Raw genomic sequence first — 26,725 nt, 5'->3', positions numbered from 1 at the left:
CATGTCAGAAAGTCTATTAAATTTAGTAAATACAATTAGAGAAAGAAAAAATAAGGATGAAAATAAATCTTATACTTCATCATTATTATCAGGCGGCCTGTCTAAATGTATAGATAAAATGGAAGAAGAATTTGATGAACTTAAAGAAGCCCTAAAAGATAAATCTAATATAGTTCATGAAGCAGCAGATACAATTTATCATATATTGGTTACACTTGAGGCAGCTGATATTAAGTTTGAAGACGTCTTAAAAGAGTTGGAAGATAGGAAAAAACAATCAGGCATTGAAGAAAAAAACAATAGATAATGAACTACGACAAAAATAATATTTTTGCAAAAATTTTGAGAAAAGAAATTCCTTGTAAAAAAATATTTGAAAATGATTATGTTCTTTCTTTTCATGATATTAATCCTCAAAAAAAAATACACGCATTAATTATTCCAAAAGGTGAGTACATTGATTTAGATGATTTTAATAATAGAGCTTCAGATCAAGAAATAGTTGCATTAAGCAAAGCAATTACAGAAGTTTCAAAAATTCTAGGCATATCAACCGATACAGGAAAGGGTTATAGGGCCCTTACTAATCTGGATGAGCACGGAGGTCAAGAGGTTGCACATTTACACTTTCATTTATTTGGAGGTGAAAAAATCGGAAAAATGGTTGAGTGAAAGAAAAAATCTTTAGAAATTATTTAGAACTAAAATCTTTTAAAGATTTTAAAGAAGTTAAAAAACCATCAGAAGACTATTCTATAGAATTAAATGATCCAAAAGATTTTCAGTTAAATAAATTTTTTTATAAGAATATAGGTAAAAATTGCCAATGGGTTGATAGACTTGTTTGGACAGACTTAGATTGGACTAAGTATGTTTCTGATGCAAAACTTTTTACTTACATACTTAAAAATAAAGATGAAATAGCAGGCTATTTTGAACTATTATTTAACAAAGATATAAAAGAAGTTGAAATTGCTTATTTTGGTATTCTAGAAGAATATTTTGGAAGAAAACTAGGTGGATATACACTAAGTGAGGCAATTAAATTTTCATTTAATTTAGGTTGTGCAAGAGTGTGGGCTCATACTTGTTCTTTGGACCATAAGAATGCCTTACTCAATTATCAATCAAGAGGTATGAAAATTTTTAAATCTGAAACTTTAATTAGATAAATATTTAATCAATTGTTGGTAAAATAAAAATTTTATTATCTATTTTTTGATTTATTTTAACAGATGAAATGAATGTAATGGCTAAGTTTTGATATATATCTTCAGTTTGCCATCCAATTAAAGATAAATTTTTTTTATCAAAAAATGTGTTAATTTCGATATTATTTTCAAAAAATGTAAAATTTAAATATTTATTATCTATTTCCCGAGGTATTAAAATATTCATTTTTGATATTAAATATTTTTTATCTAATAAGAACACTAGAGGAGTTTTATTAAGTGGATATCGATAGTAGCTACCTTTGTTTGCAGTTTTTATTACTAAAGATTTTCCATTAGAAACAATAATCTTTTTATTAGAATTATCGTATTCGCACCAAATTTTTTTAGGATATTCTATAATACATTTTCCATTTTCATTTTTATTATCAATGGTTTGAATAAAATTAAAACTTAGATTATTGGTAAGCTGCATTTGAGAAATTATCTTTTCTTTGGTGGAAGAAAAAACAGGATTATAAAAATTTAATATAAAAAATATTATTAAAACTCTAAACATTATAGAACATCTCTTTTGCCAACATGATTTGCTTTGCTTACAATTCCATCAGCCTCCATCATATCAATAATTCTTGCGGCTCTATTATAGCCTATCTGCAATTTTCTTTGTAAAAAGGAAGTCGAGGCCTTCCCCTCAGATCTAATAATGTCTAATGCGGCTTGATATAGCTCATCTTTGTCACTAGAACCAGATGAGTTTTCACCAATTTCTTTTTCATTCGCAAAGCTTAATATCTCATCTATATAGTTTGGCTCTGCTTGACTTCTTAAATAGTTATTAACTTTGTCAATTTCGATGTCCGAAACAAAAGGGGCATGAATTCTAACTATTCGATTAGCAGAGGACATGTAAAGCATATCACCTTTACCTAATAACTGTTCTGCACCTTGCTCCCCTAAAATTGTTCTACTGTCTATCTTGGAGGTTACCTGAAAGGATATCCTAGTAGGAAAGTTTGCTTTGATAGTTCCCGTAATAACATCAACACTAGGTCTTTGGGTGGCCATTATAATATGAATACCAGCAGCTCTTGCCATTTGAGAAAGTTTTTGAATATAGTTTTCTATTTCTTTTCCAGCGACTAACATCAGGTCAGACATTTCATCAACTACAACAACTATATAAGGCATAGCCAAAGCATGCTTTGCATTATACCCATCTATGTTACGAACACCTTCTTTAGTCATAAGTCTGTATCGATTTTCCATTTCTTTAACAACCCAGCCTAATACAGAGGCAGCCTTTTTAGCCTCTGTAATAACAGGACAAAGTAAATGAGGAATGCCTTCATAAGTTGAAAGTTCTAACATTTTAGGGTCGATTAAAATAAACTTACATCTATCAGGTGTATGCCTGTAAAGAAGAGAAAGAATAATAGTATTGATACAAACTGACTTACCTGATCCAGTAGTTCCAGCAATTAATAAATGAGGCATAGAGGCTAAATCTCCAACCACAGGAATTCCAGAAATATTTTTACCCAGAGCTATCGGCAGTCGGATATCTTTTTTTGCAAAATCAGTATTTGAAAGAATTTCACTAAGGTAAACATTCTCACGAGTTGAGTTAGGTAATTCAATACCGATTGTGCTTCTTCCAGGGATCGTAGCTATTCTAGCGGATTCAGAACTTGTATTTCTGGCAATATCATCAGAAAGATTAATAATTTTAGATACTTTAACACCAGCGGCTGGTTCAAATTCGTTTAAAGTTACTACAGGTCCATGACTAACTTTTTTTATGTGACCACTAACACCAAAATCTAAAAGAATTTTTTCTAAAAATTCACTATCAATATAATCTTCATCTCTTATTTTACCCTTATCTTTGTGGGTTGGAATTTTTAATAAATCAATAGAAGGTAATTTAAATCTAATCTTTTTATTATCATTTTTATTTTCACTTTTTATAAAGGGTAAATCTTCTTGAATTAAACTTTTGATTTCTTCTTGTGGTATAAATTCATTAATAACCTCATTTTCATTTGTATAATTTTTTTCTTTTTTAGAAAATAAAAACTTAAATAATTTTTTAATAATTTTATAAAAAAAATTAATTTTGAATTGAATACTGGCTAAAAACAAAATCAAAATTAATAAGGCAAAAATATAATAAGAAATTTGGGAATTAATATTAATTATAGAATTTAAAAAAGTGGTTTCTAGATATTTCCCAATGAATCCACCATTGCCATTAATATAAAGTTTAAAAGCTATCGGATAAAAAAAAGAAAAAAATAAGGAACCAACTAAAGAATAAAAAACAGTATAAAAAAAACTTTCTATTATTAAGAAAATTTTCTTACTTAAAATAATATTTACACCAGACGTTATAAGGCTAAAAGGGATTAATAGAGCTATCACTCCAAAAGACTGAAAAAAAATATCCGCAGTAAAACTCCCACGAAACCCCAGAATATTTTTAATTTTTATGCTATCAGGAAAAATAAAGTTTGGATCGTCAGGCGAAAAAGTAATTAAAGAAGCAAGCAACAAGATACTAGTTACCACAATAGCCACACCAACAATTTCAATAACTCTATTTACGCCAAAACTTAATGCATTGTTAGCTAATATTTTTAATTTCATAAATTAATGAATCTAATTAATCACTTTGTATCATCTAAATTTTATTGTTAAAATTAAAAATTATTATGAATATCTGTATTATAGGAGATGGTCTTACTGGTCTATCTTTAGCCAAAAATCTTATAAATAAAAAAATTAATATTCACTTTTATCATAAAAGTAAAATTAAAAATTTATCATCAAGTAGGACAATAGGGATATCAAAAAATAACTTAGAATTTTTTAGAAAAGAAATTCATAAAATTCCCAAGAAGAGTCTTTGGGGAATTAAAAAAATAGAAATCTTTTCAGAAAAACTCGAGAAAGAAAACTTATTTAAATTTGAAAATGATGAGGACAACCTATTTTACATGGTAAAAAATGATGACCTATACAAATCATTAATAAGTGAAATATCTAAAAATAAACTTTTTAAAAAAACTTTAATCAATGAAAATTCTTTTTATTCAAACTCAATAAAAAAAAATAAATATGATTTAATAATTAACTGTGATTCAAGTAATTTTTTAACAAAGAAATTTTTTATGAAAACGATTGATAAAGATTATGATAATCTTGCGTACACAACAATTTTAAAACATAAAAAAATAGAAAATAATATTGCTACTCAGATTTTCACAAAAAGTGGTCCAATTGCATTTTTGCCAATTTCAGATAGTGAAACGTCTATAGTGTGTTCATTAGACACTAAAAAAAAAAAATATAATGATAGTGAAGTTCTAGATCTAATAAGTAAAAATAATCCAAAATACCAAATACAAAAAATGCTTAAATTAAATCGTTTTAAGTTAAGCTCATCCAATTTAAGAAACTATTACCACAAAAATATTTTAGCATTTGGAGATTTGCTTCACAGGATACATCCACTTGCAGGTCAGGGTTTTAATATGACTATTAGAGACATTAAAATTTTATCTGAAATTATTCAAAACAAAATTGACCTTGGTATGCAACTAGATTCATCAATTTTAAACGAATTTGAAAAAGAAACTAAAAATAAAAATTTTATCTTTTCGAGTAGCGTAGATTTTATTTATGAAGTCTTTAATTTTGATAAAAAAATAAGAAGTAAAAGTTTTAATAAATTTTTAAAAATTGTTGGAAAAAATAAGAACTTATCAGGCTATCTGATTAAGCTTGCAGATAGAGGGTTAAATTTTTAGATATTATTGCACTGTTGTATTATCAAAGTTATCATAGTTATAGGTGCTTAATATTTCAGCAATTTTATTCTTTCTGTTTTCTAGATTTTTACTTTCTAATAAAATTTGTTTTTCCTCTAATGAAAAAGGAGAGGCCATAGCTAGTGCATTGATAGTTTCGTTCAAATTTTGTTTTTCTAAAGATTTCCAATTAATTATGTATCCTTTTTTTTCAAATAATGATTTTAAGTCTTTAAAAATTAATTCAAGATCTGAAAATTTCAATTCTTCTTTTTGTAGACTTAAATCATCTTGATAATCTTCAAAAGAAACTTCACACTCACGGTACAATTTATTATTTTTAATCTCTTTAGTTATCTTAAATCGTGTTAAGCCACTAAGTTCAATTAAATATGCACCACTAGATGAATCTTTAAAATTTACAATTTTCCCCAAACACCCTGTTTCATGAAGATCTATAACAGAATTGACGGTATTATTTTTGGGTTGAATCAAGCCTATTAATTTATTTTTTTTCATACTGTCATCAATCATCTCAACATATCTAGGTTCAAATATGTTTAGTGGAACAGTTGTATCAGGAAAAATAATAAAATTACTTAGAGGAAAGACAGGTATAATTTTTGGTAAATCTTGTTTTTTCATTACTTCTTTTATCAAGTTTTTAAAAATCTATATAGCATTCAATAACTTTATTATTGCTTGCATTGAAAAAACCGTCTATTTATAGTCTTTTTATAAGCGGGTCTAGCTCATTGGTAGAGCGAATCGTTGCCAACGATTAGGTAGAGGGTTCGATTCCCTTGACCCGCTCCATTAAACTCAAAACTAATTAATGAATGAGCGATCTTTTAAATAAAAAATGTGTACCTTGTGAAGGTGGAATCTTGCCCTTTGATACAAATGAAATACACAAATACCAAAAAAAAGTAGATGGATGGGGTGTAGTAGAAAATGAAAAGAAAATCTATTTCTTAGAAAAAAAATTTACTTTTAAAAACTTTATTAAAAGCCAGGACTTTATCAATAAAGTTGGAAAAATCTCAGAAGCAGAAGGTCATCACCCAGATATTTCCTTTGGATGGGGGTATGCAAAAATTATAATTACCACTCATGCAATTGAGGGATTATCAGAAAATGATTTTATTCTAGCTGCTAAAATTGATCAGATTTTTAATGTCTAAAATGTCTTGTTTTGGAAAAGACTAGGATAGTATTAGTTTGATTTGCAAATTTTATTATTTCCTTATCTCTGATTGATCCGGATGGTTGTATTACAGCAGTAACACCTGACTGCACTAATTTTTCTATACCATCAACAAAAGGGAAAAATGCATCTGAAGCCGCAACCACTTCTTCACTTAATTTTTGAAATTTATTCATTTTATCTATTGCAATTTGACAGCTATCGAGTCTGCTAGGTTGCCCAGATCCAATACCCACAGTTGCTTCTTGGCTAGCTAAAACAATCGCATTCGATTTAACGTATCGACAAACATTGAATGCAAAAATTAAATTTTTTAGTTGAGATTTACTGGGCTTTTTTTTTGAAACTATTTTAAAATTTTTATTATTGAATTTTTCTATATCTTCAGATTGAGTTAAAAAAGACTCATTAGCTGAATTAAATCTTACTAAATTTTTCATTGTAAAGCTTGTTGCATCGATAAGACGTAAATTTTTTTTCTTTTTCAAAAATTTTAATGCTTCAAGATCAAAGCCATTTGCAATAATAACTTCTAAGAAAATATTATTTAGTTCAATGGCTACAGTTTTATTTACTTTGTAATTACATGAAACTATTCCTCCAAAAGCACTCACAGGGTCACATGCTAACGCTAATTTGTAGCTTTTTAAGTTATCTTTATTAATAGAAACACCGCATGGGTTAGCATGCTTGACAATAACAGTTCCCGAATTTTTTGGTAAAGATTTGGAAATAGTTAGTGCCGAGAATATATCGTTATAATTATTATAACTCAGTTGCTTTCCATGAATTTGTTTAATATTTAGGTTTTGATTTTTTGAGTAAACAGCAGCTTGCTGGTGAGGATTTTCACCATATCTTAGTTCCTCAATTAAATTTCCGTAGATAATTTTTTTCTTAGGGAAGTCATTATTTCTAATTTTGTTAAAGTAATTTGAGATCACAGCATCGTAATACGCTGTTTCAGAAAAAGCTTCTAAAGACATTTTTTCCCTAAATTCAATAGAAGTAGAGCCTTTATTTTTTTCTATTTCATTAATTAGTTCGCTGTATTGATCTGAGGAAGTAATGACAGTAACATCATTATAGTTTTTTGCTGCAGCCCTGACCATTGTTGGGCCCCCAACATCAATATTTTCTATAATTTTTAAATGATTATTAGTCTGCTCTAGAGTTTTTTCAAAAGGATAGAAGTTAACAATGACCAGGTCTATTTCTTCAAAATTGTTATCTTTTAAGTCTTTGCTGTGAAATTTGTTTCTTCTTTTACTTAATATTCCAGCATGTATTTTTGGATGTAGTGTTTTAACTCTTCCATCAAGTATTTCAGGAGAACCCGTATATTCTGAAACTTCTAAACATTTAAATTTAAGTTTTTGAATCTCTTTATAGGTGCCACCTGAACTTATTATTTCAATTTTATGTTTAGTTAAAATTTTTAAGAGATCTTTTAAATTTTTTTTATCAGAAACTGAAATTAGTGCTTTTTTAATTTTGTTCATTATAGTTTTGTAATTTCCCACTTTATAGTCTGGTTTTCATCATTAGTCATTCCAGAAATAACTATATTTTGATTATCAACAAAAAAATCTTTTTTACCAAAATATAGACCATTATTAATATTCATATTATTACTAGAATTAAATTTCCAACCTTCGCCATCAAGGTCTATAAGTATTGATTTATTATCCTGGGTCTTCATTATCTTAATATTAGGCTCTAAATGAAACCTAATTTCAAATTTTAAATTTTTAATACTATTTTTTGAAATTATTTTATCATGACCAATAAATTTTATCTGCTCAGGATAAAACTCTATTTCTCGCTTATGTATGATGCCATATTGTTTTAAATAGCCATCATGTGCTGCATTTATTTTCCAATAATTTTTTTCAAATACAATATTTTTTTCTAATATTTTTAATCCATGAGAAATTTTAGAACTTTCATCTTTAGTTTTATCAAATTTACACGAAGACCTATCATCTAAAATTAGTGTACTATGTATAGCGCTTGATTTTGATAATTCATTTAATTGATGATTGTGATTTTGAAAATAACCTGAATTACAAATTAACTTTTTTCTATTTGATACTATTTCGAAAGATAATGCACCTGCTTGATAGTTTGAAGAAAACTTTTTATCAGGACTTGACCCAACGTCCATAACTAATGAAGTTTTCTTGTTATTAAGAACCGCATATCCCCCCAATTCATTACTTTGATTTTTAAAACTATAACCAAGTTTTTTCAAATAATAATCAAAATCAACATTTTTTGTTTCATTATTACCATTGAAAAGTAGATCCACTTTGTTATTTTGCCAGCTGAACGCATAAGCTTGGCCTAAATAATATATATTTTCATTAATAAAATCAGGTATCTCACTTTGAGATTCTTTGAACCACTCTCTAATTAAAATAAAATATTTTAAGTAAAAGCATAATTGTCTGATGCTTCGTGACTTTGGAAAACCATCATTATCAAAAGAAAATTTTACAAGTTTTCTTAATAAACTTAACCCTGTTTTTAAATACCCTTCTTTATCATGGTAGGTTAAGCCAGTTAAGATAATAGCTGCACAACCAATCATTTTATCATCAACCCATTCGGATTGTTCTATTTCATTAATCAAATGATTTATTTGTTTTTTAATGACACCATTGAATTTATCCTTGTAGTTAGCACCACTATCTTCATAAGTAAGTCTGGAGTTAGAAGTCCAAGCAATTATCCTCTTAGCTACTATATCAACCTCCCAGCTTTTAGAGTTATATCTATGATTTTTATCTATCCATTGTAAAATTACTTTTTGTGTAGCTTTTTTTGAAGATCTTAAATCCAAACTAAATAACCAAAAAAAACTATTTAAATTCCTATAGTCCTTCTCCTTTAAATCCTTGTTATCCCATATTTTATTTAATGAATAGTTTTCGATATTAATTTTTTTTTTATCATATTTTATAAGGGAGTCGAGTAGGTTGGGGCTTGGATGATATTCTAAAGAACCAAAAACAGAAGGTATAATTTTTCTGTTATAAATATTTGATCTTAAATACAGAGAGCGAATTTTTTTTTTAGAAAATATATAAGAGTTATTAATAAAATTTAATAAATCATTAAAAATCATTATTTTAACTAGATTTTAAAAGGTCTATATTTTTTTTTATATTTCCATTATTGTTTTTGAATACAGTAGTGCCAGAAACTAAAATATTAGCACCAGCTGCAATAGCCAACTTGTTGTTATCAAAATTAATCCCACCATCAATCTCAATATCAAATTGTAAATTTTTTTGATCTTTTATTTTTTTTAATTCTTTAATTTTTTCAAGTACTTCAGGCATAAATTTTTGCCCTCCAAATCCTGGGTTTACACTCATAATTAAAATTAAATCAATTTCATTCAACAAGTTAGTTATTAGGTTAATCTTAGTTTTGGGGTTTAAAGAAACTCCTACTTTTTTATTTAAACTTTTAATATGATTAACAGATTTTTTCAAATCTTCCGTTGCTTCAGGATGTATTGTGATAATATCAGCTCCAGCATTAGCATAATCTTGAATATATTTGTGAACAGGTGAAATCATTAGGTGAACATCAAATGGCAATTTAGTATATTGTCTTAAAGCTCTAATAATTGGAGGGCCCATAGTTAAATTTGGAACAAAGTGACCATCCATAACATCAACATGAATCATGTCAGCACCACCTTCTTCCAGTCTTTTAATTTCATTTCCTAACTGGCTAAAGTCAGCAGATAAAATTGAAGGTGAGACTTTTATTTTTTTCATTGATTGCTACATTAGTATTATCAATTTTATTTTTAATTTGAATTAATTATTTTCCAAATATACGATAAATTTCTGTAGCAATTTCACTTTCTAAAGGAAAAGACAACATTCCCATGACAGAATATCCTAATAGGTAGGGCATTAGGTAAAACCTGATCATATAAAAAAACCAAGCTACATAAAGTGGAACAAGAGGGTCTATAATGAATGAAGGAGTTATAGGTTTAAATAGTCTTATTAATGGGTTTGTTAATTTTACAAATGCTTTCATAAAAAAAAATTCTGAATTTTCTCGTTGAAAGATATTCATCGCAACTCTTCCAATCAAAGTCCACATTACAACACCTAAAATGTAATCAATTATAAGAATAAAAGGATGAATTTCTGGCATAAATATAAAAAGGAATTTTGTTTAAAACTTTACTAAGGGGCGAAATAAATCGCCCCTTAATACTAAATTTAATTAGTGTTGTTTTCCAAGAATCGTTTTACCGCTTGGAATACGAAGTTCGTCAATCATTTCTTGAGTAGCTCTGTCTGGTGCTTCTGTTAGTAAACTAACAATTACCATAGAAACTAAACTCACTAATGCTCCAACGATACCAAATGTAAGCTGAGTAATACCCCAGAATCCAGATCCACCATTACGTACCCAAATTAAGTACGCCATACCAGAACCTAATCCTAATAGCATTCCTGCAACAGCACCAGGTCCATTCGCTCTTTTCCACCATACACCTAACACAAGTGGGAAGAATAGTCCTGACATCGCAAAGTCAAAAGCCCAGATTACTGAACCTAAGATACCTTGGATACCCATTGCGGCAATAGTTGCTCCAGCAAAACCAATTATTACAAGTAATACCCTTGCAACAATTAATCTCTTCGCAGCTTCTGCTTTTGGATCAATGATCTTGTAGTACAAGTCATGAGACAAAGCATTTGCGATTGCTAAGATCAAACCATCAGCAGTAGACATGGCAGCAGCCATACCTCCAGCAGCAACAAGACCTGAGATTACATAAGGTAATCCAGCAATTTCCGGAGTAGCTAATACAACAGCTTTACCACCCATGAAAAACTCATTTAATTCAAGAGTTCCATTTCCGTTAAAGTCGCTAACAAACATCAGGTTAGCTTGGTTCCAGTTTTGATACCAATCTATCGCTTGAACTTCAGCTATTGATTTACCAATAATCCCTGTTGAAAGTGTTGGATCAATCAGTGATAGTTTTGATAATGTAGCTAACATCGGTGCAGTTGAGTATAAAATGAAGATGAAAAGTAGCGACCATGCTACAGATCTTCTAGCTGATTTTACACTTGGAGTAGTAAAGTATCTCATCATAACGTGAGGCAAAGAAGCTGTTCCTGCCATCATACAAATTGCTAGAGAAATGAATCCCCAGTTTGTTCCGTTAACTGATGAGTGTGCTTTAGTTATTCCAGCCAAACCTTTTGGTACTGTAGCTAAGTCTGCAGCTGAGTTTTTCACAAACCCAAACTGACCTTCTAGTTCAGCAATTCTAGCTACTTCATCTCCCAACATTAAATGTGGGAAGAATCCAGCACCCATTTTACTACTGATCCAGAACACAGGAAGTAAGTAAGCAATAATTAAAACTATATATTGCGCAACTTGCGTCCATGTAACCGCTCTCATTCCACCAAGCATAGAGCAAAGCAATATACTTACTAACCCAACGTACACAGCAATTTTAAAAGGAATATCTAAAGCTACTGAAGCAATAGTTCCTGTTGCATTGATTTGTGCAGTCACATATGTGAATGAAGCTACTGTTAATACTAGTACTGCAGAAAGTCTTGCTGCATTACCACCATATCTTGTACCAACAAAATCTGGAACTGTGTAACAGCCAAATTTTCTTAAGTAAGGTGCTAGTAAAGTTGATACAAGTATATAACCACCTGTCCATCCAACTAGTAGTGCCATATATCCATAGCCTTTGAAATAAATACCACCTGCCATTGCAACGAATGATGCACCAGACATCCAGTCTGCTGCAGTAGCCATTCCGTTAAATACAGTAGGTACTGATCTCCCTGCTACGTAGTATGCGTCCATCTGAAGTGTACGTGATAACCAACCGATTATCGCATAGATAGCAATGGTGAATACAACAAAAGAAATTCCTATTGCTTTTGCACTCATCCCCATTTGTTCAGCAATCGCCATCAATATTATGAATCCTATAAAACCACCCGTATAGATTCCATAAACTTTTGGTAGATTGTCTATAAATTTACCTTTTATCATTAGCTATCCTCTCTTTCAGTGAAACCAAACTCTTCATCTATCTTCTCTTGTCTACCCGCAAACCAGAAATTCAAAATTACAAACGCTAATAATGAACCCTGACATGTCATATAATATGACAGTGGATAACCAAAAGGTCTAAAGCTAGATGCTTCCATTTCAGTTCCGAAAAAAAAGATGCCAATTGAGAATACAAACCAGATTGCTAAAGTAACGAATAATAGCCCTCTAGTTTTTTCCCAGTGTTTTACTTTATTTGACATTTGTCTCTCCCTATATAGTTAATAACGAAACCATACTTATAATGAGATAGATTGAAAGCCCTTAAATAGTTCGAATTAGTGCCATTTTTGTAATATAAAAGAACCAAAGGTAGGTATGAGTGTTAAAATATAAACTTAAAATAAAAGACATAAAACTTGAAGATTTTAGAGTTTATTTATTTGCTTTGTTTAAAGGAGTTCTTCCAAAGAAAAAAATCAAGAATATAGAAGACCTTACACTGTTTATTCAAACAAAATCAGCCTGGGTATCTCAGGTCACATTATATAATTACTTAAAAACAAGAATGGGAACTAAGTGGGTATTACACTTTGATGATGAAGTATTTTTAGCATCCATTAACAAAGCTAAATGGAATATTTATTCTATAGCACTTCAGGATCTTACTTTTTATAGCCTATCATATTTGAATGTTTTTTGTAATTATAAGGACATGAGTAAAGCCAATGAAATTTATGATGAAATTTTGACCAAAGAAAAAAAAAATGAAATGCCAGAAGAAATTATTTCACAAGCAAAAGAAAAATTTAAAGAACGATTAGAAAAGATTGATTGGAATACATATTATAAGTCTTGGCCATTTAATGAAAGTGCATTAACTTTATACAAATGGGCACCAGTGGCTGAAGAATTAAAAACTTTAGACAGAAAGATCGTATTAAACTCTATGATCTTAAAATGGGAAAATATTGAAAAAGAATTTAAAGAATTAATTAAGATTTAAACATTTTTTCTATTATCAACTAAGCTTTGAACAACACTTGGGTCAGCTAAAGTGGATGTATCACCTAATTGATCATGTTCATTAGATGCAATTTTTCTTAAAATTCTTCTCATAATTTTCCCAGACCTTGTTTTTGGAAGTCCAGGTGAAAAATGAATAATATCAGGTGTTGCAAGTGGTCCAATTTGTTTTCTAACCCAAAGTTTAAGATCTCTTTCAAGATCTAAATCTGAATTTTCTCCCAAATTTAAAGTAACATAGCAGTATAAACCATTACCCTTGATATCATGAGGATATCCAACAACTGCAGCTTCAGCAACTTTTGGATGGGCAACGAAAGCACTTTCAATTTCAGCAGTTCCCAAATTATGACCAGATACAATAATTACATCATCAACACGTCCTGTGATCCAGTAGTATCCATCTTTATCTCTTCTAGCTCCATCGCCTGTAAAATATTTTCCATCAAATTGAGAAAAATAAGTATCAATGAATCTTTGGTGGTCACCATAAACAGTTCTCATTTGTCCAGGCCACGACTGTGAAATGCATAACTTTCCTTCACCAGCACCTTTTATTTCTTTTCCATTTTTATCAACTATAGATGGCTTAATTCCATAAAAAGGTTTGGATGCAGAGCCAGGTTTTAAATTCATCGCTCCTGTTTGTGGGCTAATTAAAATTCCACCCGTTTCTGTTTGCCACCAAGTATCAACTATTGGACATTTAGAATTTCCAACTGTTTTATAATACCACATCCAAGCTTCGGGGTTGATGGGCTCTCCGACTGTTCCTAATAATTTTAAAGATTTTCTTGAAGTTTTTTTAACAGGCTTGTCTCCCTCTCTCATTAAAGCTCTAATAGCAGTAGGCGCTGTATAAAAAATATTAACTTTATACCTATCTATTATCTGCCACCACCTTGAACTATCAGGATAAGTTGGAACACCTTCAAACATTATTGTTGTTGCACCATTAGCAAGAGGTCCATAAATTATATAACTGTGACCCGTTACCCAGCCAATATCAGCTGTACACCAATATATATCTTTTGGCCTATAGTTAAAAACATATTGATGAGTCATCGAAGCATAAACCATATAACCACCTGTTGTATGTAAAACTCCTTTTGGTTTTCCAGTGGAACCAGAAGTGTAAAGAATAAATAAAGGATCTTCAGCATTCATTTCTTCAGGCTCACATTTGTTTGGTACATCTTTAATTAAATCATCATACCAAATATCCCTTCCTTTAATCCAGCCAACTTTATTACCCGTTCTTTTTACGACTATACATTTTTTAATACCAGGACATTTTCCTAATGCCTCATCTGTAATTTGTTTTAAAGGAATTGTTTTGCCAGCTCTTACCCCTTCATCAGCAGTGATAATATATTCTGACTCACAATCATTTATTCTTGTAGTAATAGATTCAGCTGAAAACCCACCAAAAATAATAGAATGAACTGCACCAATTCTTGCACACGCAAGCATCATTACTGCAAGCTCTGGAATCATAGTTAAATAAATTGTAACACGATCACCTTTTTTAATACCTAGTTTCTTCAAACCATTTGCAGCCTTTGAGACTTGGGTATGCAATTGTTTATATGAAATTTTTTTAGTATCTTTTGGATCATCGCCAACCCAGATAATTGCAGTCTTGTCTTTTTTATCTTTAAGGTGACGATCTATACAATTTGCCGAAGCATTTAATGTTCCATCTTCATACCATTTAATTCTAACTTCTTTTTTACTGTATTTAACATTTTTAATTTTTTTATATGGTTTAATCCAAGTTATTCTTTTTCCCTCAATTTTCCAAAACTCATCGTTATTTTTAATTGAGTCAGAATATTTTTTTGGATATTTTGCTTTATTTACCAAAGCACTTTTTACCCACTCAGGTTTAGTTTTAATAATTAGCTCTTTGTCTATAATCTTATTAGATTTTTTTTTTTTAACTTTAGACACAGTTTTCTTTGATACTTTTTTTTTAACAGTAAATTTTGTGTTTTTGGAAATCTTTTTTTTAACTTTAGGCTTTGTTTTATTTTTTTTTGGCATGAGTTCTCTAAGTATTACTCATCTTATTTAAGATTTTCCAGCTTTTTGAGTCTATTGGTATAACTGAGAGTCTACTCTGTTTAATAAGCGATAAATGACTAAGTGCCTTAGTTTTTTTTACCTCTTCAAGGGGACATTTTTTTTAACTTTTCTTTAAATCTCACCTGAATTGCTACAAAACGTCCATCTTTGTCAGTTTTATCTAAGAAAGCTTCTTTAATCATCCTCATAAATTTTATCTATTGTAGATCTTAATTTCCAAATATTATTCTTTTTAAGCCAAAGATGTGGAGACCTAAACTCATCAATTTTTTTCCAAAAATTAGTTTCTGTAAGACCAATATATTCTAAAAATTCTATAAAATATTTTTGAGGAAATTCTGAATCGTATTTTGCAACAAGACCTATTCCCTCACTTCTTGTTATTTTTTTATTTCTAATCTCTTGTGCTGCATCATATGTTGCCCTGCCAATTCCAAACTTTATATAAGTAGTATAATAATGAAAAACATCAATTTTATCATCAATACTTGAGTATCTTGAATAAGTTCCTTCAGTTCTTTCATCATTGGGCATAAAACCATTATTTTCAGATGAATAATAAAAACACTCTTGTGGATCATGTTTTAGATAATAACCTAGATAATGAACCTCTGTTTTAGCTTTTTTTATATCATTAAGTTTGGGTGGTATGTAAGGCTCAAAATCATTTAATTTAAAATTATGTTTTAAAACTATTTCTTCAATACTCATACCTCCTAGTCTAATATCTTTAATATTTTGATCAGAAAAAAACTTTTCATTCATTTTTGGAGTTTGGTTTTCTTCTATTTTATTTCCATTTTCTGCAGGATTTTCTCCATACATGACTAATGGGATATCAAATTTTGTCGAAATCAGGGGACCAACAAGCTTTTGTCCGATTATGAAAGGTTGAAATGGATGTAATAAATTCTGAAATGCTTGAGATGTTAAAAATCTATGTAGTTTACCGTTGGGTGTATATAAAAAATTATCAAATCCCCCCACATGAAGCCAATTTTGAAAATTTTTCCAACCAATATTTGTAAATAGATGAGGCGCCCAAGTCACAGTTAATGGATTCATCCCATATTTATATTTCAAAATATGCGCTGCATATCCACTGTCTTTACCTCCACTTCCAGGAACGACAATGTCATACCCACTTTTTTTTTTATGTTTTTTTAAAAGTTCTATTAATTGTTTTTCTCTTTCTATCCAATCAATTTTTTCTTTTACTTTATGAAACTCACATGCTGAACAAATACCATTTTCATTAAAATGAATACTGTGTTTGTTAGAAGTATTTTTTTGAGTAAACTCTACAGTGGATGATGGCCTTTGATTAGAGATTACACAGTTTTTGCAGAATTCAACTTTTTCTGGTGTTCCAAATAATGATTTAGTTGTATTTTTTTTCATAAATAGTATTTAAAAAGATCATTTAATAAACTCATACCAACTTCCCCACTTTTCTCAGGATGGAATTGAAATCCAATAATATTTTTTTTATCTTTAACAGCACATATAATTTCTTCATCATAGTATTTTGAAACTCCAATCACATTATCTTCACTCTTAACTAATGCTTGGTAGCTATGAATAAAGTAAAACTTTTCTAAATTATATTTTTCTAAAAAAGACATTTCACCTTTATTGCTTAAATATAACTTTTTCCAGCCAATATTAGGTAATTTTTCATACTCTTTAGTTACAATTTTTTTTACCTCTCCTTCAATAAGATTTAACCCACTATGTTCACCATGCTCATAACCTTTTGACATCATAATCTGCATTCCTAAGCATATTCCTAGTATTGGGATATCATTTCTCTTTGCCCAATCTATTACTTCTAAATTTTTAACACTTAATAAAAGTTGAGAAGCTCTTGAAAAAGACCCAACTCCAGGTATTATCAAAAAATCAAATTTTTCACCTTTATCAAATTCACTTAAGAGTTTTATTTTATATCCAATAAATTCGATTGCACTTTTCAAGCTCCAAATATTACCGAGTCCATAATTCATAATACAAATTTTTTTATTCATAACCTAAATTTTTTTTTATATCTTTAATTTTGAGTAGATCGTAGTGCAAGACAGATGCAATAGCTATTGCATCATGTTTTAATCTACTTTTAATATTTTCAATATGTTCTAATTTTCCACAACCACCTGAAAAAATTATGGGTGTTCTTAAATTCATTTTTTCAACTTCATATAATAATTCTAAATCAAAACCTTTTTTGGTTCCTTCATTATTAATCGAGGTTATTAATAATTCTCCACAATCAAATTCTTGGGTAATTTTTATCCAATCATATAATAAAATTTTACTTGGTTCTCGACCATTTTTATAAAAAATCTCCCAATCACCCTGGGCATTTTTTTTTGTTTCTATTGAAACAACAACAGTAGAAGAGCCAAAAATTTTAACTGCATCTTTGATAAGCTTTGGATTTTTTATAGCTGCTGAATTAATGGCTACTTTATCAGCCCCACAATTCAGAGCTTGAGTCATATCAGAAATTGTTCGCAAACCTCCACCAATTGTTATTGGTACAAAAATATTTTTTGATATTTTTTTTATTAATTCAAATAAATTATTATTTCCATAAAGACTAGCCACTGAATCCATAAAAATAATCTCATCAGCTTTATCTTTATAGTATTTAACGCCTAGGGAGTTAGGATCACCAACTTTTCTATTACCCTCAAGATTTATACTTTTGATAGCATATTCATTTTTTATATCTATTCTTGCAATAATTCTCATTATAAATTGTACGCTACTAAACTATAGTCTCTATTTTTTTAGTCTTCTTATTATTGAATAATTATTCAAAACTAAAACATCTAAATCTGATTTTAAGAATGTCTTAATTGCTTGAAGAGAATTTTCAACAATTGCATCACCATGTAAATTGAAGGAAGTATTTAACAAAACTGGTAAACCTGAAATTTTTTCAAATTCAATAATTAAATTATAATAATCTGGATTAACCTCTTTTTTGAGCATTTGAGGTCTAGTTGATTTGTCTGCTGAATGAATAACTGCTGGTATTTTTTCCGCATATCCCTTTTTAAGGTCAAAAGCCATTGTCATGTATGGAGAATAAATATTGTTTGGATTTATTAAAATTTTTTTACAACCTTCAAAAGTCATACTTGGAGTAAATGGCATCCAAAAGTCCCTATATTTAATTTTTGAATTAATTTTTTCTACAGAAGATACGTCTCTTGGGTCTGCTAATATTGATCTATTACCTAGCGCTCTTTGCCCAAACTCCATTCTATCCTTACACCTGGCAATAATTAGTCCATTGGCTATCCACTTGGCTATAGTTTTATTTGGAATATTTTTTCGTACCTCAAAATTTTTACAATATCTATTAATAGTTTTTACTATTTCATTATCAGCTATTTTTGTTCCAAGATAAATATTAGTCAATCCTTTTACTTTAAATTTTTTATCTAACTTCTTTGAGGCAATCCAAGCAGCACCAATTCCAAGAGACCCATCTCCAGATATAGGACCTGTCCAAACACTAGAAATTTTTTTATGTTCTGCTAAGATTTTGACTGCTTTAATATTTTGTGCAACACCTCCAGATAATATTATATTCTTATGTTTAAATTTTTTAATACAATTTAGTGTCCATTTTTCTAAGAATTCCTCTGTATATACTTGTAATCCCCATGCCACTCCATCAAATCTTTGGCCATGCAGTTTTTCTCTAGTAGAATAATAAACGTCCTTGAAATTATTTGTTTTTAATATTTTATGCCCTTTAATTTTGTTATATTTTCTAAAGTGTTCTAACGATTTAACTCCATGATATGCTTGTCCATATGGTGCTAGACCCATAACTTTATATTCATGTTGACCTGGTTTCATTCCTAGAAATAAAGTAACATATCTATATAATCTTCCAACCATAGCTGCATTGGTTTTATATTTTTCAACAATCTTACCACTACTATTTACGACGCTAATAGTTGCTGAACTATCATCTCCTCCACCCTCAAGAGTTAAAATAAGAGAGTTTTTTTTTCTCTGTTGTTGAGAAAAATAACCATACATTTGATGGCACAACTCATGTCTAAAAACCTTAATTTTATCAATATTTATATCAAGTTGCTTTGAAATTACTTTTTTTCTTATTTCATTGAATATTTTAGCATGTGTCTTTGTGGGGTTTTTTTTAGCTAATTTTACAAATTCGTAATATGGATTTTTTTTTAATTCCGGTCTTTTTTTTTCCCAATACAAATAGTCATCTAAAGGTGATAATTTTTTATTATCAATTAATTTTGGTTTCCAGTAATTTTCATTTTGTTCAATCCAATTTTCCACACTGAACGTAGCTATCGGTTTGTAGATTGATTGAAAAAGTCCATTACTATAGCCTGCTAGTGCCACTAAATCTATTTGGCTAGAGCTAATTTTTGCAATTGCTAAAACTTTATTAATTGCATTTCTAGGGTATCCAGCATCAGATTTTTTTCTAGATAGTCTTTCCTCTGATATCGCAGCTATTAATTCACCATCCTTAATTATACATGCATGACTCTCAATACTGTCGGATATTCCTAATATAATCATTAAATTATTTTTTAACTTTCATAATAGTAGATACAACCTGTAAGTCTAATGGCGTATTAATATCTAAAGGATATTCTCTTTTAATCTTAAAAATTGTTGTTAAATTTTCTCTAACAACAGTCTTATATTTTTTTAAAAAATCAATCTTGACTAAATAAAAATTTCCGTCAATAAAATAATAATTTTGTGGATATAGTTGCCTTTGATAAATTTTCTTATCTTTTTTTTTTAAAAACTTCCAATTTCTTTTATTGATCTCTACAGTTTGAAATGGATGAAATTTTAATTGACAGGCACTTGCTAAAGACTCTATTTTCTTACTTTTAAATAGATTAATAGCTTTTTTAATTTCTTTTATATTTCTTGAGGGGTTAGTGGGTTCTAATAATAAAATTGCGTCAGGTTTATAATTGTGTTTTTCTTCAAGCCAATTTAAACCATGAAAAATAGCATCTATTATATTACTTTTTGAATTACTGAGTTTTTTTGGTCTAATATAGGTTTCTTTATAACCACTTTTTTTACAGAAATTTAAAATTTTTTGATCATCTGTGGATACAAATAATCTTAAGCTTTTACCAATTTTTTTTGATATTTCGAGTGTATACTTAATGAGCGGTTTTCCATTAAGTTTGGTTAGGTTTTTTTTTGGAATTCCAATTGAACCTCCCCTTGCAGGCACAAATCCTAATATTTTCATAATATTATTTATTAATATTTATTCTTTAAAAATTATTTAATTATACGCATAAAACAATTTATAAAAAGAAATTTTTTTAAGCATTCACAAAATTAAGGCAAACTTCCTCATAAGTCTATTTTTTATTCTTAATAATATTTTTTAATAATCTTTTTAACTTTTCTTTAGACATAATAAAATGTGGGTTGTTCGATTTATAATAATCAAAATTATTTAATTTTTTTGCATTATAGATTCTTTTCATTTTTTTTTGGTCAAAAATTTTGTTAATTATGAACATATCTTTACTATCATATAAATATTTTTTTTCTTGTTTTGAGAATAGGACTTCATCTAATTTTTCACCTTCACGAGTTCCGATAATTTTAATTTTATTTTTAGATCTAAATATTTCTATAATACAAGTTGCTAGATCTAAAATTTTAAATGAATTCATTGACTTCAAGATAAAAATTTCATTACCCTTCATCAATTTCAAAGACTGAATGATTAATGATACAGAATTTTCTAAAGACATAAAAAATCTAGTCATTTTAGTATTTGTTAATGTTAAAGAATTTTTAGTTAAAATTTGATTAAAAAATAATGGTAAAATTGATCCTCTTGAATTTAATACATTGCCAAATCTAATACAGGAAAATTTAGTAATGCATTTTTTTTTATTAGATTTCAAACAAACTTTTTCTGCTTTTTTTTTAGTTGTACCCATAATTGACTCTGGATCTGCAGCTTTATCTGTGCTGACAAATAAAAATCTATCTACATTGTTTTTTATAGCAGCCCTACACATATTTTTTGTACCAATGACATTAGTTTTTTCTGCTTCTTTTGGGTTGAATTCACAAATTTGGACATGTTTTAAAGCAGCAACATGAATTATGATGTCAATATCTTTGCTTGCATCAAGACACCTTTTATAATCTCTAATATCACCATAGAGAAGTCTGATTTTATTTTTTTTCATTTTCAATCTAAAAGAGGAATCTTTATTTTTTCTATCATCAATTGTGTTAAAAATTTTCTCTGAAATTTCAAAAAGGCCATTTTCATCATTACTCATGGCTCTAATTACTTTACAATTTTTTTTAATTAAATCATTGAGAAGTGCGCTTCCAATTGACCCTGTGGCACCTGTAATAAGTATTTTTTTATTTTTAAATAAGTTATTTTTCATATTAAGGTTAGGAATCTCAGTTAAATTATTAAATGCTGTTAAATAATTGTGAACAAAATATTTTTATCATTTATCTAGTTTTTATCAATTAAATAGTATTTGTGCGTCTATGTATTAACTTAGAGTAATGATTTCAGATATCTTGCCATTTAATTAAATTCTAAACAAAATAATTTTCATTTTTTTTATAATGTTTAATTAGTTTTATAATCTCATCATTAAAATTATTATTCATTTTAAATTTTAAAATTCTATTAATTTTTAGCGATTTACAAACAGAATTTTTTATAACTTTTTTATTAATGCTATAATTTATTAATAAATCTTTTTTAAATTGTTTTTTTAAAATTTGATATATTTTACTAAAAGATAAAATAAATTTTTTATTATAAACATTCAATAGTAACTTTTGCTTAAGATCATATTTTATAAAAGTATCTATTATTTTGCACAGATCCTTCACTCCAATATAAGATCTCAAAAAGCTTTTACTTTGGATGCTTATTTTTTCATTTTTTAAAAAAGAAATTATCATTTGCTCTATAAGACCCTTTTTTTTTCTGTAAGGTCCATAAACATTAAATACTCTTAATATTATTGTGCTAGTTTTAGATTTATACAAATTCTTTGTTATAATTTTTTCTAACTTTAAAAAAAAATGACCTTGATTATTAATTGGCTTTAAAACTGTCTCTTCGTTTATAATAGATTTATTATTTCCATATAATGATGATGATGATAAAAAAATTAACTTCTTGATTTTTTTTTTTTTAAAATAATTAATTAAACTTATAAAATTAACTATAAAACTTTTATTTTGAATAGATGCCAAAAATATAATAGTTGAATTTATATTTACATACTTATCATAAAGTTTTTTTTCAAAAATATTAGTACAAATAAATTTACAGTCTAATTTGTTAAGAAAATTTTTATTTAGTGATTTATTTCCAATACCAATCAAATTCATTTTTTTATTAGAAAGAAGTTTGATTAAATTAATACCTATAAAACCTTGCGCGCCCAATATAATAATATTTTCTCTCAATTTACTAATAAGTTGTTTTTTTATAGTTTAATTTTTTCCCTAACTTAATTGCTAATATTTTATCAAATATTCGACGAGTACTTTTTCCATCTCCATAAAAATTTTTTGTATTTTTTATTTTTAGTAAAAATTTCTTACTAGTAAGAATTTTTTTTATCTTTTTTTTGATATCACTTGTTGAATAATTTGCATCTATTATGTTAACATTTCTCTCTCTTCCCTCTTGCCTATCACCTACATTAACGACTCCAATTTTTAGTGTTGGTGCTTCTAAGATTCCACAAGATGAATTTCCTACTAGACACTGGGTGTTGACCATTAATTTAAGAAAAGTTTGTCTTTCTAAATTCTTTAAAACTATTATTTCATCTTTATTTTTTAAGCTTTCAATAATTTGGATTATTTTTTCATAACCTGGGTCATAATTAGGATAAATAATTATTAATTTTAAATCAAAAGATAGACAAGCCTTAAGAGTTTTTATAAATTTTTTATAATAGTTTTTCCTATCTGAAAAAACTGGGTGCTGTATTAAAATCAAGTATTTTTCTTTTTTTAATTCAAAAATTTTATCGTTCAATATTATTTTTTTTGTTTTAATCAGTTTTGTATAATGAATATCATCTAACTGTGGAGCGCCTACGTTAAAGATTCTAAATTTTTGTTCTCCTAATTTTATAAGTCTTTTTTGAGATTGTTTAGACGACGCAAGGTGAATATGACAAATCTTTGAAAGCATCATTCTTGTCATATCGTCTATATGACCTGACTTATCACCTGCTTGAATATGTGCAACAGGTATGTCTTTATATGAAGATGAGATAGCAATAGGCACCAATTCAACTCTATCACCAAAAATTAAAACTATATCAGGCTTGAAATCTAATAAAATTTTTGAATATCTTATGATTTGTTTTCCTATTGAATATACCCAATCTTTTTTGTAAAATTTTAGTAAATAGTCAATATTTATATTATCTTTTTTTATAAAATTAAATGTTGATCCAAATTCTTTTTCAAGATGCATTCCTGTAACTACTGTATTAAAAATGGCTTTTTTTTTATTTTTTTTTAATAGCTTCATTAAAGGCAGGGCATAGGAGTAACTTGCCCTTGACTCTAGACATACAAGAAATTTTCTTATTTTTTTTTTTCTATTTGTGACCACTTAATCTTTCGATTTTTTTGAATACTTATTTTAGATTTTAAACTTAACACTTTTTTATAAAATTTTGCAGGAATCTCATCTTTTTTGGGTGATGGTCTTTTTACAGAAATATTCTTTAATGTTAAAACCTCTCCTTTTATAATTTTTTTTATAGAAACAACACTCTCTCTTGCCCAATTAACAATCTGTTTTTCTTGTGAAAAAATTTTTTTAACACTCCCTCTTGCTAAAAAATTTGCATTCGCTCCTTCTATTAGATATTTCAGTTCCTTGGCATCAATCGATGATTTATGGTCTGGTCCTGATAAATTTTTATTAAAAGTAAAATGTTTCTCTATTGAGCTAGCTCCTAAAGAGACCGCACCAAGACTTGTATAAAAAGTTGGTGTGTGATCTGATAAACCAACTGGAACTTTGTATTTTGCTTCTAATTTTTTTAAATAATCAAGGTTCATTATCTCGTAAGGACATGGATAAGCAGAAATACAATGCATTATCATAAATTTCGCCTTATGTTTTTTTAAAATTTTAACTGTTTCCTCAATTTCACTTGGTTTACTCATGCCTGTAGAAAGGATTATAGGTTTTTTTTTCTTTGCTAAATGTTCTATAAAAGGATGATTTGTTAATTCACCAGAACCTGTTTTAAAGGCTTTAATTCCTAACGTTTCTAGCTCATCAGCTGCCTTCATCGAAAATGGAGTACATAAATACTCAATTCCTACTTTTTCACAAACAATTTTTAATTTTTTGTGTTCATCTAATGTAAAATTAGTTTTTTTTATGACATCCCAAAGAGAAATTTTAAAATTTTTAGATCTAGGGACAATTTTAAGCATTTCTTCTTCTAAAATATGGTGCTGAAATTTTATTGCATCAGCTCCTACTTTCTTAGAAAAGTAGATCATCTTTTTGGCTATTTTAAAATTTCCTTGATGATTAACACATGCCTCTACTATTATGTAGGGCTTATATTTTTTTCCAATTATTTTTTTTCCAATTTTAATTTTTGACATAAAAGTAAATTATAAATACAAAACATCTAAATTAATAGAAAAAATACTATAAAACTAATTCTTTTTCTTCAATTTTTTTTTAATAGGCCTTATTTTTTTCTTAGTCTTTGATTTTTTTGTTTTGGCATGATTTTTTTAATATTTAAATATTACCTATCTTATTTAAAATTTTCCAGCTTTTTGAGTCAATTGGCATGACAGATAATCTGCTTTGTCTAATGAGTGATAAATGACCAAGATCTTTATTTTTTTTGATTTCTTCAAGGGTTACACTTTTTTTTAACTTCTCTTTAAATTTTACTTGCACTGCTACAAAACGACCATCTTTATCAGTCTTATCTAAGAAAGCTTCTTTAATAACCTCAACTATACCAACAATTTCCTTACCTATATTTGAATGATAAAAAAAACAAAGATCCCCTTTCTTCATACCTTTTAAATTTTTGGCTGCTTGATAATTCCTTACGCCGTCCCAAGGAGCACCTTTCGCACCAGCTTTTTTTTGTTGATCAATTGACCAAACATCAGGTTCAGATTTCATTAACCAGTATTGCATTACAATCTTACTCCTGCACCTTTTAAGAAAGCAGCATTTTCATCTAGGGGCCACCTAGGTTTTGCTGGGTGATCTAGCTCACTAAACTGTTTTAATTTAAATTTTTCTAAACCAACCATAGCAATCATTGCCGCATTATCTCCACACAAATTTATAGGTGGAAATATTGGTTCAAAGTCTTCTTCTTTACAAAGGTTAGTTAGCACTTCTCGAATTCTTTTGTTAGCTGCAACTCCACCGGCAACTACAAATTTATTTTTATTTATCTCATTCATTTTTTTAAACTCTGTGAAAGCAATTTTACTTTTCTTATATAGTATTTCTTCAATAGTTCTTTGAAAAGATGCTGCTAAATCATATCTTTCTTGATTGGTATTAATTTGTTTTGATATTTTTAAAACAGCAGTTTTTAAACCTGCAAATGATAAATTGCAGCCACCTCTGTGAAAAATTGGCTTGGGTAATTCATATTTTTTTGGATCACCTTTTTTTGCATATACTTCAATTTGGGGTCCACCAGGAAATTCTATACCTAATAATTTCGCTGTTTTATCAAAAGCTTCACCAACAGCATCATCAATAGTTGTTCCTAATCTTTTATAATTTCCCAAACCTTGAACACTTAAAAATTGAGTATGTCCTCCAGAAATTAAAAGTAATAGATAGGGATAATTTAATTCAGAATTTAGCCTAGGGCTTAATGCATGACCCTCTAAATGATTAACTGCTATAAAGGGTTTGTTAAGTGAAGAGGCTACTGCTTTTCCAAAGCTTAAACCAACAGACAGACAAACTATAAGACCAGGCCCAGCAGTTGCTGCTATAGCGTCTACATCTTCCATCTTTATTCCACTTTCATCAATTGCTTTTTTTGTGATTAAATCTATTTTTTCCATATGAGATCTTGCAGCAAGCTCTGGAACAACTCCGCCAAATTCTTTATGAACATCAACTTGGCTTGAAACAATATTTGATAAAATGGTTGGTATGCCTTGCTCATTTTCAGTCACGATAGAGGCTGCTGTTTCATCACAGCTTGATTCAATTCCTAAAATTATGGGCTTTTTATTCATTAAATTAGTTTTTATTAATAATACAATCT

28 protein-coding genes and 1 tRNA gene are annotated in these 26,725 nt (G+C 28.4%); 7 read left to right on the top strand and 22 right to left on the bottom strand.

The window, feature by feature from the left end:
• Nucleotide 1: 1 nt before the first annotated feature.
• Genes hisE through ABXT65_RS06870 form a run of 3 tightly spaced genes read left to right on the top strand, consistent with a single transcriptional unit; the run spans nt 2 to nt 1,172 of the window.
• The gene (gene hisE, locus ABXT65_RS06880; RefSeq protein ID WP_415323364.1) at nt 2-307 is read left to right on the top strand and encodes a phosphoribosyl-ATP diphosphatase; all 306 of its coding nucleotides are present in this window, start codon (nt 2-4) and stop codon (nt 305-307) included.
• Entirely contained in the window at nt 307-672 is a 366-nt protein-coding gene (locus tag ABXT65_RS06875) for an HIT domain-containing protein (RefSeq protein ID WP_415323362.1), read from the top strand. The genes hisE and ABXT65_RS06875 overlap by 1 nt, the downstream gene beginning before the upstream one ends.
• Nucleotides 669-1,172, top strand: a complete 504-nt coding sequence (locus ABXT65_RS06870; RefSeq protein ID WP_415323360.1) for a GNAT family N-acetyltransferase — start codon at nt 669-671, stop codon at nt 1,170-1,172. Before ABXT65_RS06875 ends, ABXT65_RS06870 begins: the two co-directional genes overlap by 4 nt.
• Nucleotides 1,173-1,176: 4 nt before the next feature.
• Here the strand turns inward: ABXT65_RS06870 and ABXT65_RS06865 are convergent, their stop codons facing one another.
• Entirely contained in the window at nt 1,177-1,731 is a 555-nt protein-coding gene (locus ABXT65_RS06865; RefSeq protein ID WP_415323358.1) for a LolA family protein, read from the bottom strand.
• On the bottom strand, nt 1,731-3,821 hold the full coding sequence (locus ABXT65_RS06860; RefSeq protein WP_415323356.1) for a DNA translocase FtsK 4TM domain-containing protein: 2,091 nt from the start codon (nt 3,819-3,821) through the stop codon (nt 1,731-1,733). Before ABXT65_RS06860 ends, ABXT65_RS06865 begins: the two co-directional genes overlap by 1 nt.
• 65 nt (nt 3,822-3,886) lie before the next feature.
• On the opposite strand from ABXT65_RS06860, the gene ABXT65_RS06855 reads away from it, so the two are divergent.
• Nucleotides 3,887-4,984, top strand: a complete 1,098-nt coding sequence (locus ABXT65_RS06855) for an FAD-dependent monooxygenase (protein WP_415323354.1) — start codon at nt 3,887-3,889, stop codon at nt 4,982-4,984.
• A 3-nt stretch (nt 4,985-4,987) separates the two neighbouring features.
• On the opposite strand, the gene ABXT65_RS06850 is transcribed toward ABXT65_RS06855, so the two are convergent.
• Entirely contained in the window at nt 4,988-5,629 is a 642-nt protein-coding gene (locus ABXT65_RS06850) for an LON peptidase substrate-binding domain-containing protein (protein WP_415323352.1), read from the bottom strand.
• 96 nt (nt 5,630-5,725) lie between these two features.
• Here ABXT65_RS06850 and ABXT65_RS06845 point away from each other — a divergent pair.
• A tRNA-Gly gene (locus ABXT65_RS06845) sits at nt 5,726-5,800 on the top strand.
• Nucleotides 5,801-5,823: 23 nt separating this feature from the next.
• The gene (locus ABXT65_RS06840; RefSeq protein WP_415323350.1) at nt 5,824-6,168 is read left to right on the top strand and encodes a 4a-hydroxytetrahydrobiopterin dehydratase; all 345 of its coding nucleotides are present in this window, start codon (nt 5,824-5,826) and stop codon (nt 6,166-6,168) included.
• Here ABXT65_RS06840 and purH read toward each other — a convergent pair.
• The 6 genes from purH to ABXT65_RS06810 form a co-directional block, all read right to left on the bottom strand.
• Nucleotides 6,158-7,693, bottom strand: a complete 1,536-nt coding sequence (gene purH / locus ABXT65_RS06835) for a bifunctional phosphoribosylaminoimidazolecarboxamide formyltransferase/IMP cyclohydrolase (protein WP_415323348.1) — start codon at nt 7,691-7,693, stop codon at nt 6,158-6,160. The genes ABXT65_RS06840 and purH overlap by 11 nt on opposite strands.
• Nucleotides 7,693-9,321, bottom strand: a complete 1,629-nt coding sequence (locus ABXT65_RS06830) for a heparinase II/III-family protein (protein WP_415323346.1) — start codon at nt 9,319-9,321, stop codon at nt 7,693-7,695. The genes purH and ABXT65_RS06830 overlap by 1 nt, the downstream gene beginning before the upstream one ends.
• 4 nt (nt 9,322-9,325) lie before the next feature.
• Nucleotides 9,326-9,985: a ribulose-phosphate 3-epimerase gene (gene rpe, locus ABXT65_RS06825; protein ID WP_415323344.1), complete on the bottom strand. Its 660-nt coding sequence runs from the start codon at nt 9,983-9,985 to the stop codon at nt 9,326-9,328.
• 46 nt (nt 9,986-10,031) lie between these two features.
• Nucleotides 10,032-10,376 carry a hypothetical protein gene (locus ABXT65_RS06820; RefSeq protein ID WP_415323342.1) on the bottom strand — a complete coding sequence of 115 codons (345 nt, stop codon included), beginning with the start codon at nt 10,374-10,376 and terminating at the stop codon, nt 10,032-10,034.
• 72 nt (nt 10,377-10,448) lie between these two features.
• Nucleotides 10,449-12,263 (bottom strand): sodium:solute symporter family protein, encoded by a 1,815-nt coding sequence (locus ABXT65_RS06815; RefSeq protein WP_415323340.1) that lies wholly within the window; start codon nt 12,261-12,263, stop codon nt 10,449-10,451.
• On the bottom strand, nt 12,263-12,526 hold the full coding sequence (locus ABXT65_RS06810; RefSeq protein ID WP_415323338.1) for a DUF4212 domain-containing protein: 264 nt from the start codon (nt 12,524-12,526) through the stop codon (nt 12,263-12,265). Before ABXT65_RS06810 ends, ABXT65_RS06815 begins: the two co-directional genes overlap by 1 nt.
• Nucleotides 12,527-12,645: 119 nt before the next feature.
• On the opposite strand from ABXT65_RS06810, the gene ABXT65_RS06805 reads away from it, so the two are divergent.
• Nucleotides 12,646-13,269, top strand: a complete 624-nt coding sequence (locus ABXT65_RS06805; protein WP_415323336.1) for an esterase — start codon at nt 12,646-12,648, stop codon at nt 13,267-13,269.
• Here the strand turns inward: ABXT65_RS06805 and acs are convergent.
• The 13 genes from acs to tsaD all read right to left on the bottom strand — a co-directional run bounded on the left by acs (nt 13,266) and on the right by tsaD (nt 26,696).
• Entirely contained in the window at nt 13,266-15,335 is a 2,070-nt protein-coding gene (acs, locus tag ABXT65_RS06800) for an acetate--CoA ligase (protein ID WP_415323334.1), read from the bottom strand. The genes ABXT65_RS06805 and acs overlap by 4 nt on opposite strands.
• Before the next feature lie 7 nt (nt 15,336-15,342).
• Entirely contained in the window at nt 15,343-15,420 is a 78-nt protein-coding gene (locus tag ABXT65_RS06795; RefSeq protein WP_415324215.1) for a hypothetical protein, read from the bottom strand.
• Nucleotides 15,421-15,551: 131 nt separating this feature from the next.
• Nucleotides 15,552-16,778, bottom strand: a complete 1,227-nt coding sequence (locus tag ABXT65_RS06790; protein ID WP_415323332.1) for an N-acetyl sugar amidotransferase — start codon at nt 16,776-16,778, stop codon at nt 15,552-15,554.
• Complete coding sequence (gene hisH, locus ABXT65_RS06785) at nt 16,775-17,404, bottom strand: imidazole glycerol phosphate synthase subunit HisH (RefSeq protein ID WP_415323330.1); 630 nt, start codon at nt 17,402-17,404, stop codon at nt 16,775-16,777. Before hisH ends, ABXT65_RS06790 begins: the two co-directional genes overlap by 4 nt.
• Nucleotides 17,397-18,131 (bottom strand): imidazole glycerol phosphate synthase subunit HisF, encoded by a 735-nt coding sequence (gene hisF / locus ABXT65_RS06780; protein WP_415323328.1) that lies wholly within the window; start codon nt 18,129-18,131, stop codon nt 17,397-17,399. Before hisF ends, hisH begins: the two co-directional genes overlap by 8 nt.
• Nucleotides 18,132-18,161: 30 nt before the next feature.
• Complete coding sequence (locus ABXT65_RS06775; RefSeq protein WP_415323326.1) at nt 18,162-19,961, bottom strand: carbamoyltransferase C-terminal domain-containing protein; 1,800 nt, start codon at nt 19,959-19,961, stop codon at nt 18,162-18,164.
• A gap of 4 nt (nt 19,962-19,965) precedes the next feature.
• Entirely contained in the window at nt 19,966-20,661 is a 696-nt protein-coding gene (locus ABXT65_RS06770) for a cytidylyltransferase domain-containing protein (protein WP_415323324.1), read from the bottom strand.
• 115 nt (nt 20,662-20,776) lie between these two features.
• A complete protein-coding gene (locus ABXT65_RS06765; RefSeq protein WP_415323322.1) occupies nt 20,777-21,835 on the bottom strand; it encodes a polysaccharide biosynthesis protein in 1,059 nt (352 codons plus the stop codon).
• 160 nt (nt 21,836-21,995) lie between these two features.
• Nucleotides 21,996-22,883 (bottom strand): NAD-dependent epimerase/dehydratase family protein, encoded by an 888-nt coding sequence (locus ABXT65_RS06760; RefSeq protein ID WP_415323320.1) that lies wholly within the window; start codon nt 22,881-22,883, stop codon nt 21,996-21,998.
• Nucleotides 22,884-22,887: 4 nt separating this feature from the next.
• Nucleotides 22,888-24,051 (bottom strand): UDP-N-acetylglucosamine 2-epimerase, encoded by a 1,164-nt coding sequence (neuC, locus tag ABXT65_RS06755; protein WP_415323318.1) that lies wholly within the window; start codon nt 24,049-24,051, stop codon nt 22,888-22,890.
• Nucleotides 24,024-25,067: an N-acetylneuraminate synthase family protein gene (locus ABXT65_RS06750; RefSeq protein WP_415323316.1), complete on the bottom strand. Its 1,044-nt coding sequence runs from the start codon at nt 25,065-25,067 to the stop codon at nt 24,024-24,026. Before ABXT65_RS06750 ends, neuC begins: the two co-directional genes overlap by 28 nt.
• 142 nt (nt 25,068-25,209) lie before the next feature.
• On the bottom strand, nt 25,210-25,623 hold the full coding sequence (locus ABXT65_RS06745; protein ID WP_415323314.1) for an EVE domain-containing protein: 414 nt from the start codon (nt 25,621-25,623) through the stop codon (nt 25,210-25,212).
• Complete coding sequence (tsaD, locus tag ABXT65_RS06740; protein WP_415323312.1) at nt 25,623-26,696, bottom strand: tRNA (adenosine(37)-N6)-threonylcarbamoyltransferase complex transferase subunit TsaD; 1,074 nt, start codon at nt 26,694-26,696, stop codon at nt 25,623-25,625. The genes ABXT65_RS06745 and tsaD overlap by 1 nt, the downstream gene beginning before the upstream one ends.
• Nucleotides 26,697-26,725: the final 29 nt, after the last annotated feature.

Source organism: Candidatus Pelagibacter sp. Uisw_127, from assembly GCF_047722515.1.
In the GTDB taxonomy this organism is placed as follows: domain Bacteria; phylum Pseudomonadota; class Alphaproteobacteria; order Pelagibacterales; family Pelagibacteraceae; genus Pelagibacter.
The sequence above is the reverse complement of the archived record's forward strand: the minus strand, read 5'-3'. Positions and strand labels throughout refer to the sequence as shown.

What these genes read in the sequence shown, in the direction of transcription:
- ABXT65_RS06850 (WP_415323352.1), bottom strand. Translation starts at nt 5,629, where the DNA reads ATGAAAAAACAAGATTTACCAAAAATTATACCTGTCTTTCCTCTAAGT.
- ABXT65_RS06820 (WP_415323342.1), bottom strand. Translation starts at nt 10,376, where the DNA reads ATGCCAGAAATTCATCCTTTTATTCTTATAATTGATTACATTTTAGGT.
- ABXT65_RS06775 (WP_415323326.1), bottom strand. Translation starts at nt 19,961, where the DNA reads ATGATTATATTAGGAATATCCGACAGTATTGAGAGTCATGCATGTATA.
- ABXT65_RS06840 (WP_415323350.1), top strand. Translation starts at nt 5,824, where the DNA reads ATGAGCGATCTTTTAAATAAAAAATGTGTACCTTGTGAAGGTGGAATC.
- rpe (WP_415323344.1), bottom strand. Translation starts at nt 9,985, where the DNA reads ATGAAAAAAATAAAAGTCTCACCTTCAATTTTATCTGCTGACTTTAGC.
- ABXT65_RS06830 (WP_415323346.1), bottom strand. Translation starts at nt 9,321, where the DNA reads ATGATTTTTAATGATTTATTAAATTTTATTAATAACTCTTATATATTT.
- hisE (WP_415323364.1), top strand. Translation starts at nt 2, where the DNA reads ATGTCAGAAAGTCTATTAAATTTAGTAAATACAATTAGAGAAAGAAAA.
- ABXT65_RS06790 (WP_415323332.1), bottom strand. Translation starts at nt 16,778, where the DNA reads ATGAAAAAAAATACAACTAAATCATTATTTGGAACACCAGAAAAAGTT.
- ABXT65_RS06765 (WP_415323322.1), bottom strand. Translation starts at nt 21,835, where the DNA reads ATGAAAAATAACTTATTTAAAAATAAAAAAATACTTATTACAGGTGCC.
- ABXT65_RS06770 (WP_415323324.1), bottom strand. Translation starts at nt 20,661, where the DNA reads ATGAAAATATTAGGATTTGTGCCTGCAAGGGGAGGTTCAATTGGAATT.
- ABXT65_RS06750 (WP_415323316.1), bottom strand. Translation starts at nt 25,067, where the DNA reads ATGTCAAAAATTAAAATTGGAAAAAAAATAATTGGAAAAAAATATAAG.
- tsaD (WP_415323312.1), bottom strand. Translation starts at nt 26,696, where the DNA reads ATGAATAAAAAGCCCATAATTTTAGGAATTGAATCAAGCTGTGATGAA.
- purH (WP_415323348.1), bottom strand. Translation starts at nt 7,693, where the DNA reads ATGAACAAAATTAAAAAAGCACTAATTTCAGTTTCTGATAAAAAAAAT.
- ABXT65_RS06745 (WP_415323314.1), bottom strand. Translation starts at nt 25,623, where the DNA reads ATGCAATACTGGTTAATGAAATCTGAACCTGATGTTTGGTCAATTGAT.
- ABXT65_RS06810 (WP_415323338.1), bottom strand. Translation starts at nt 12,526, where the DNA reads ATGTCAAATAAAGTAAAACACTGGGAAAAAACTAGAGGGCTATTATTC.
- ABXT65_RS06875 (WP_415323362.1), top strand. Translation starts at nt 307, where the DNA reads ATGAACTACGACAAAAATAATATTTTTGCAAAAATTTTGAGAAAAGAA.
- hisF (WP_415323328.1), bottom strand. Translation starts at nt 18,131, where the DNA reads ATGAGAATTATTGCAAGAATAGATATAAAAAATGAATATGCTATCAAA.
- ABXT65_RS06860 (WP_415323356.1), bottom strand. Translation starts at nt 3,821, where the DNA reads ATGAAATTAAAAATATTAGCTAACAATGCATTAAGTTTTGGCGTAAAT.
- ABXT65_RS06815 (WP_415323340.1), bottom strand. Translation starts at nt 12,263, where the DNA reads ATGATAAAAGGTAAATTTATAGACAATCTACCAAAAGTTTATGGAATC.
- ABXT65_RS06865 (WP_415323358.1), bottom strand. Translation starts at nt 1,731, where the DNA reads ATGTTTAGAGTTTTAATAATATTTTTTATATTAAATTTTTATAATCCT.
- acs (WP_415323334.1), bottom strand. Translation starts at nt 15,335, where the DNA reads ATGCCAAAAAAAAATAAAACAAAGCCTAAAGTTAAAAAAAAGATTTCC.
- ABXT65_RS06855 (WP_415323354.1), top strand. Translation starts at nt 3,887, where the DNA reads ATGAATATCTGTATTATAGGAGATGGTCTTACTGGTCTATCTTTAGCC.
- hisH (WP_415323330.1), bottom strand. Translation starts at nt 17,404, where the DNA reads ATGAATAAAAAAATTTGTATTATGAATTATGGACTCGGTAATATTTGG.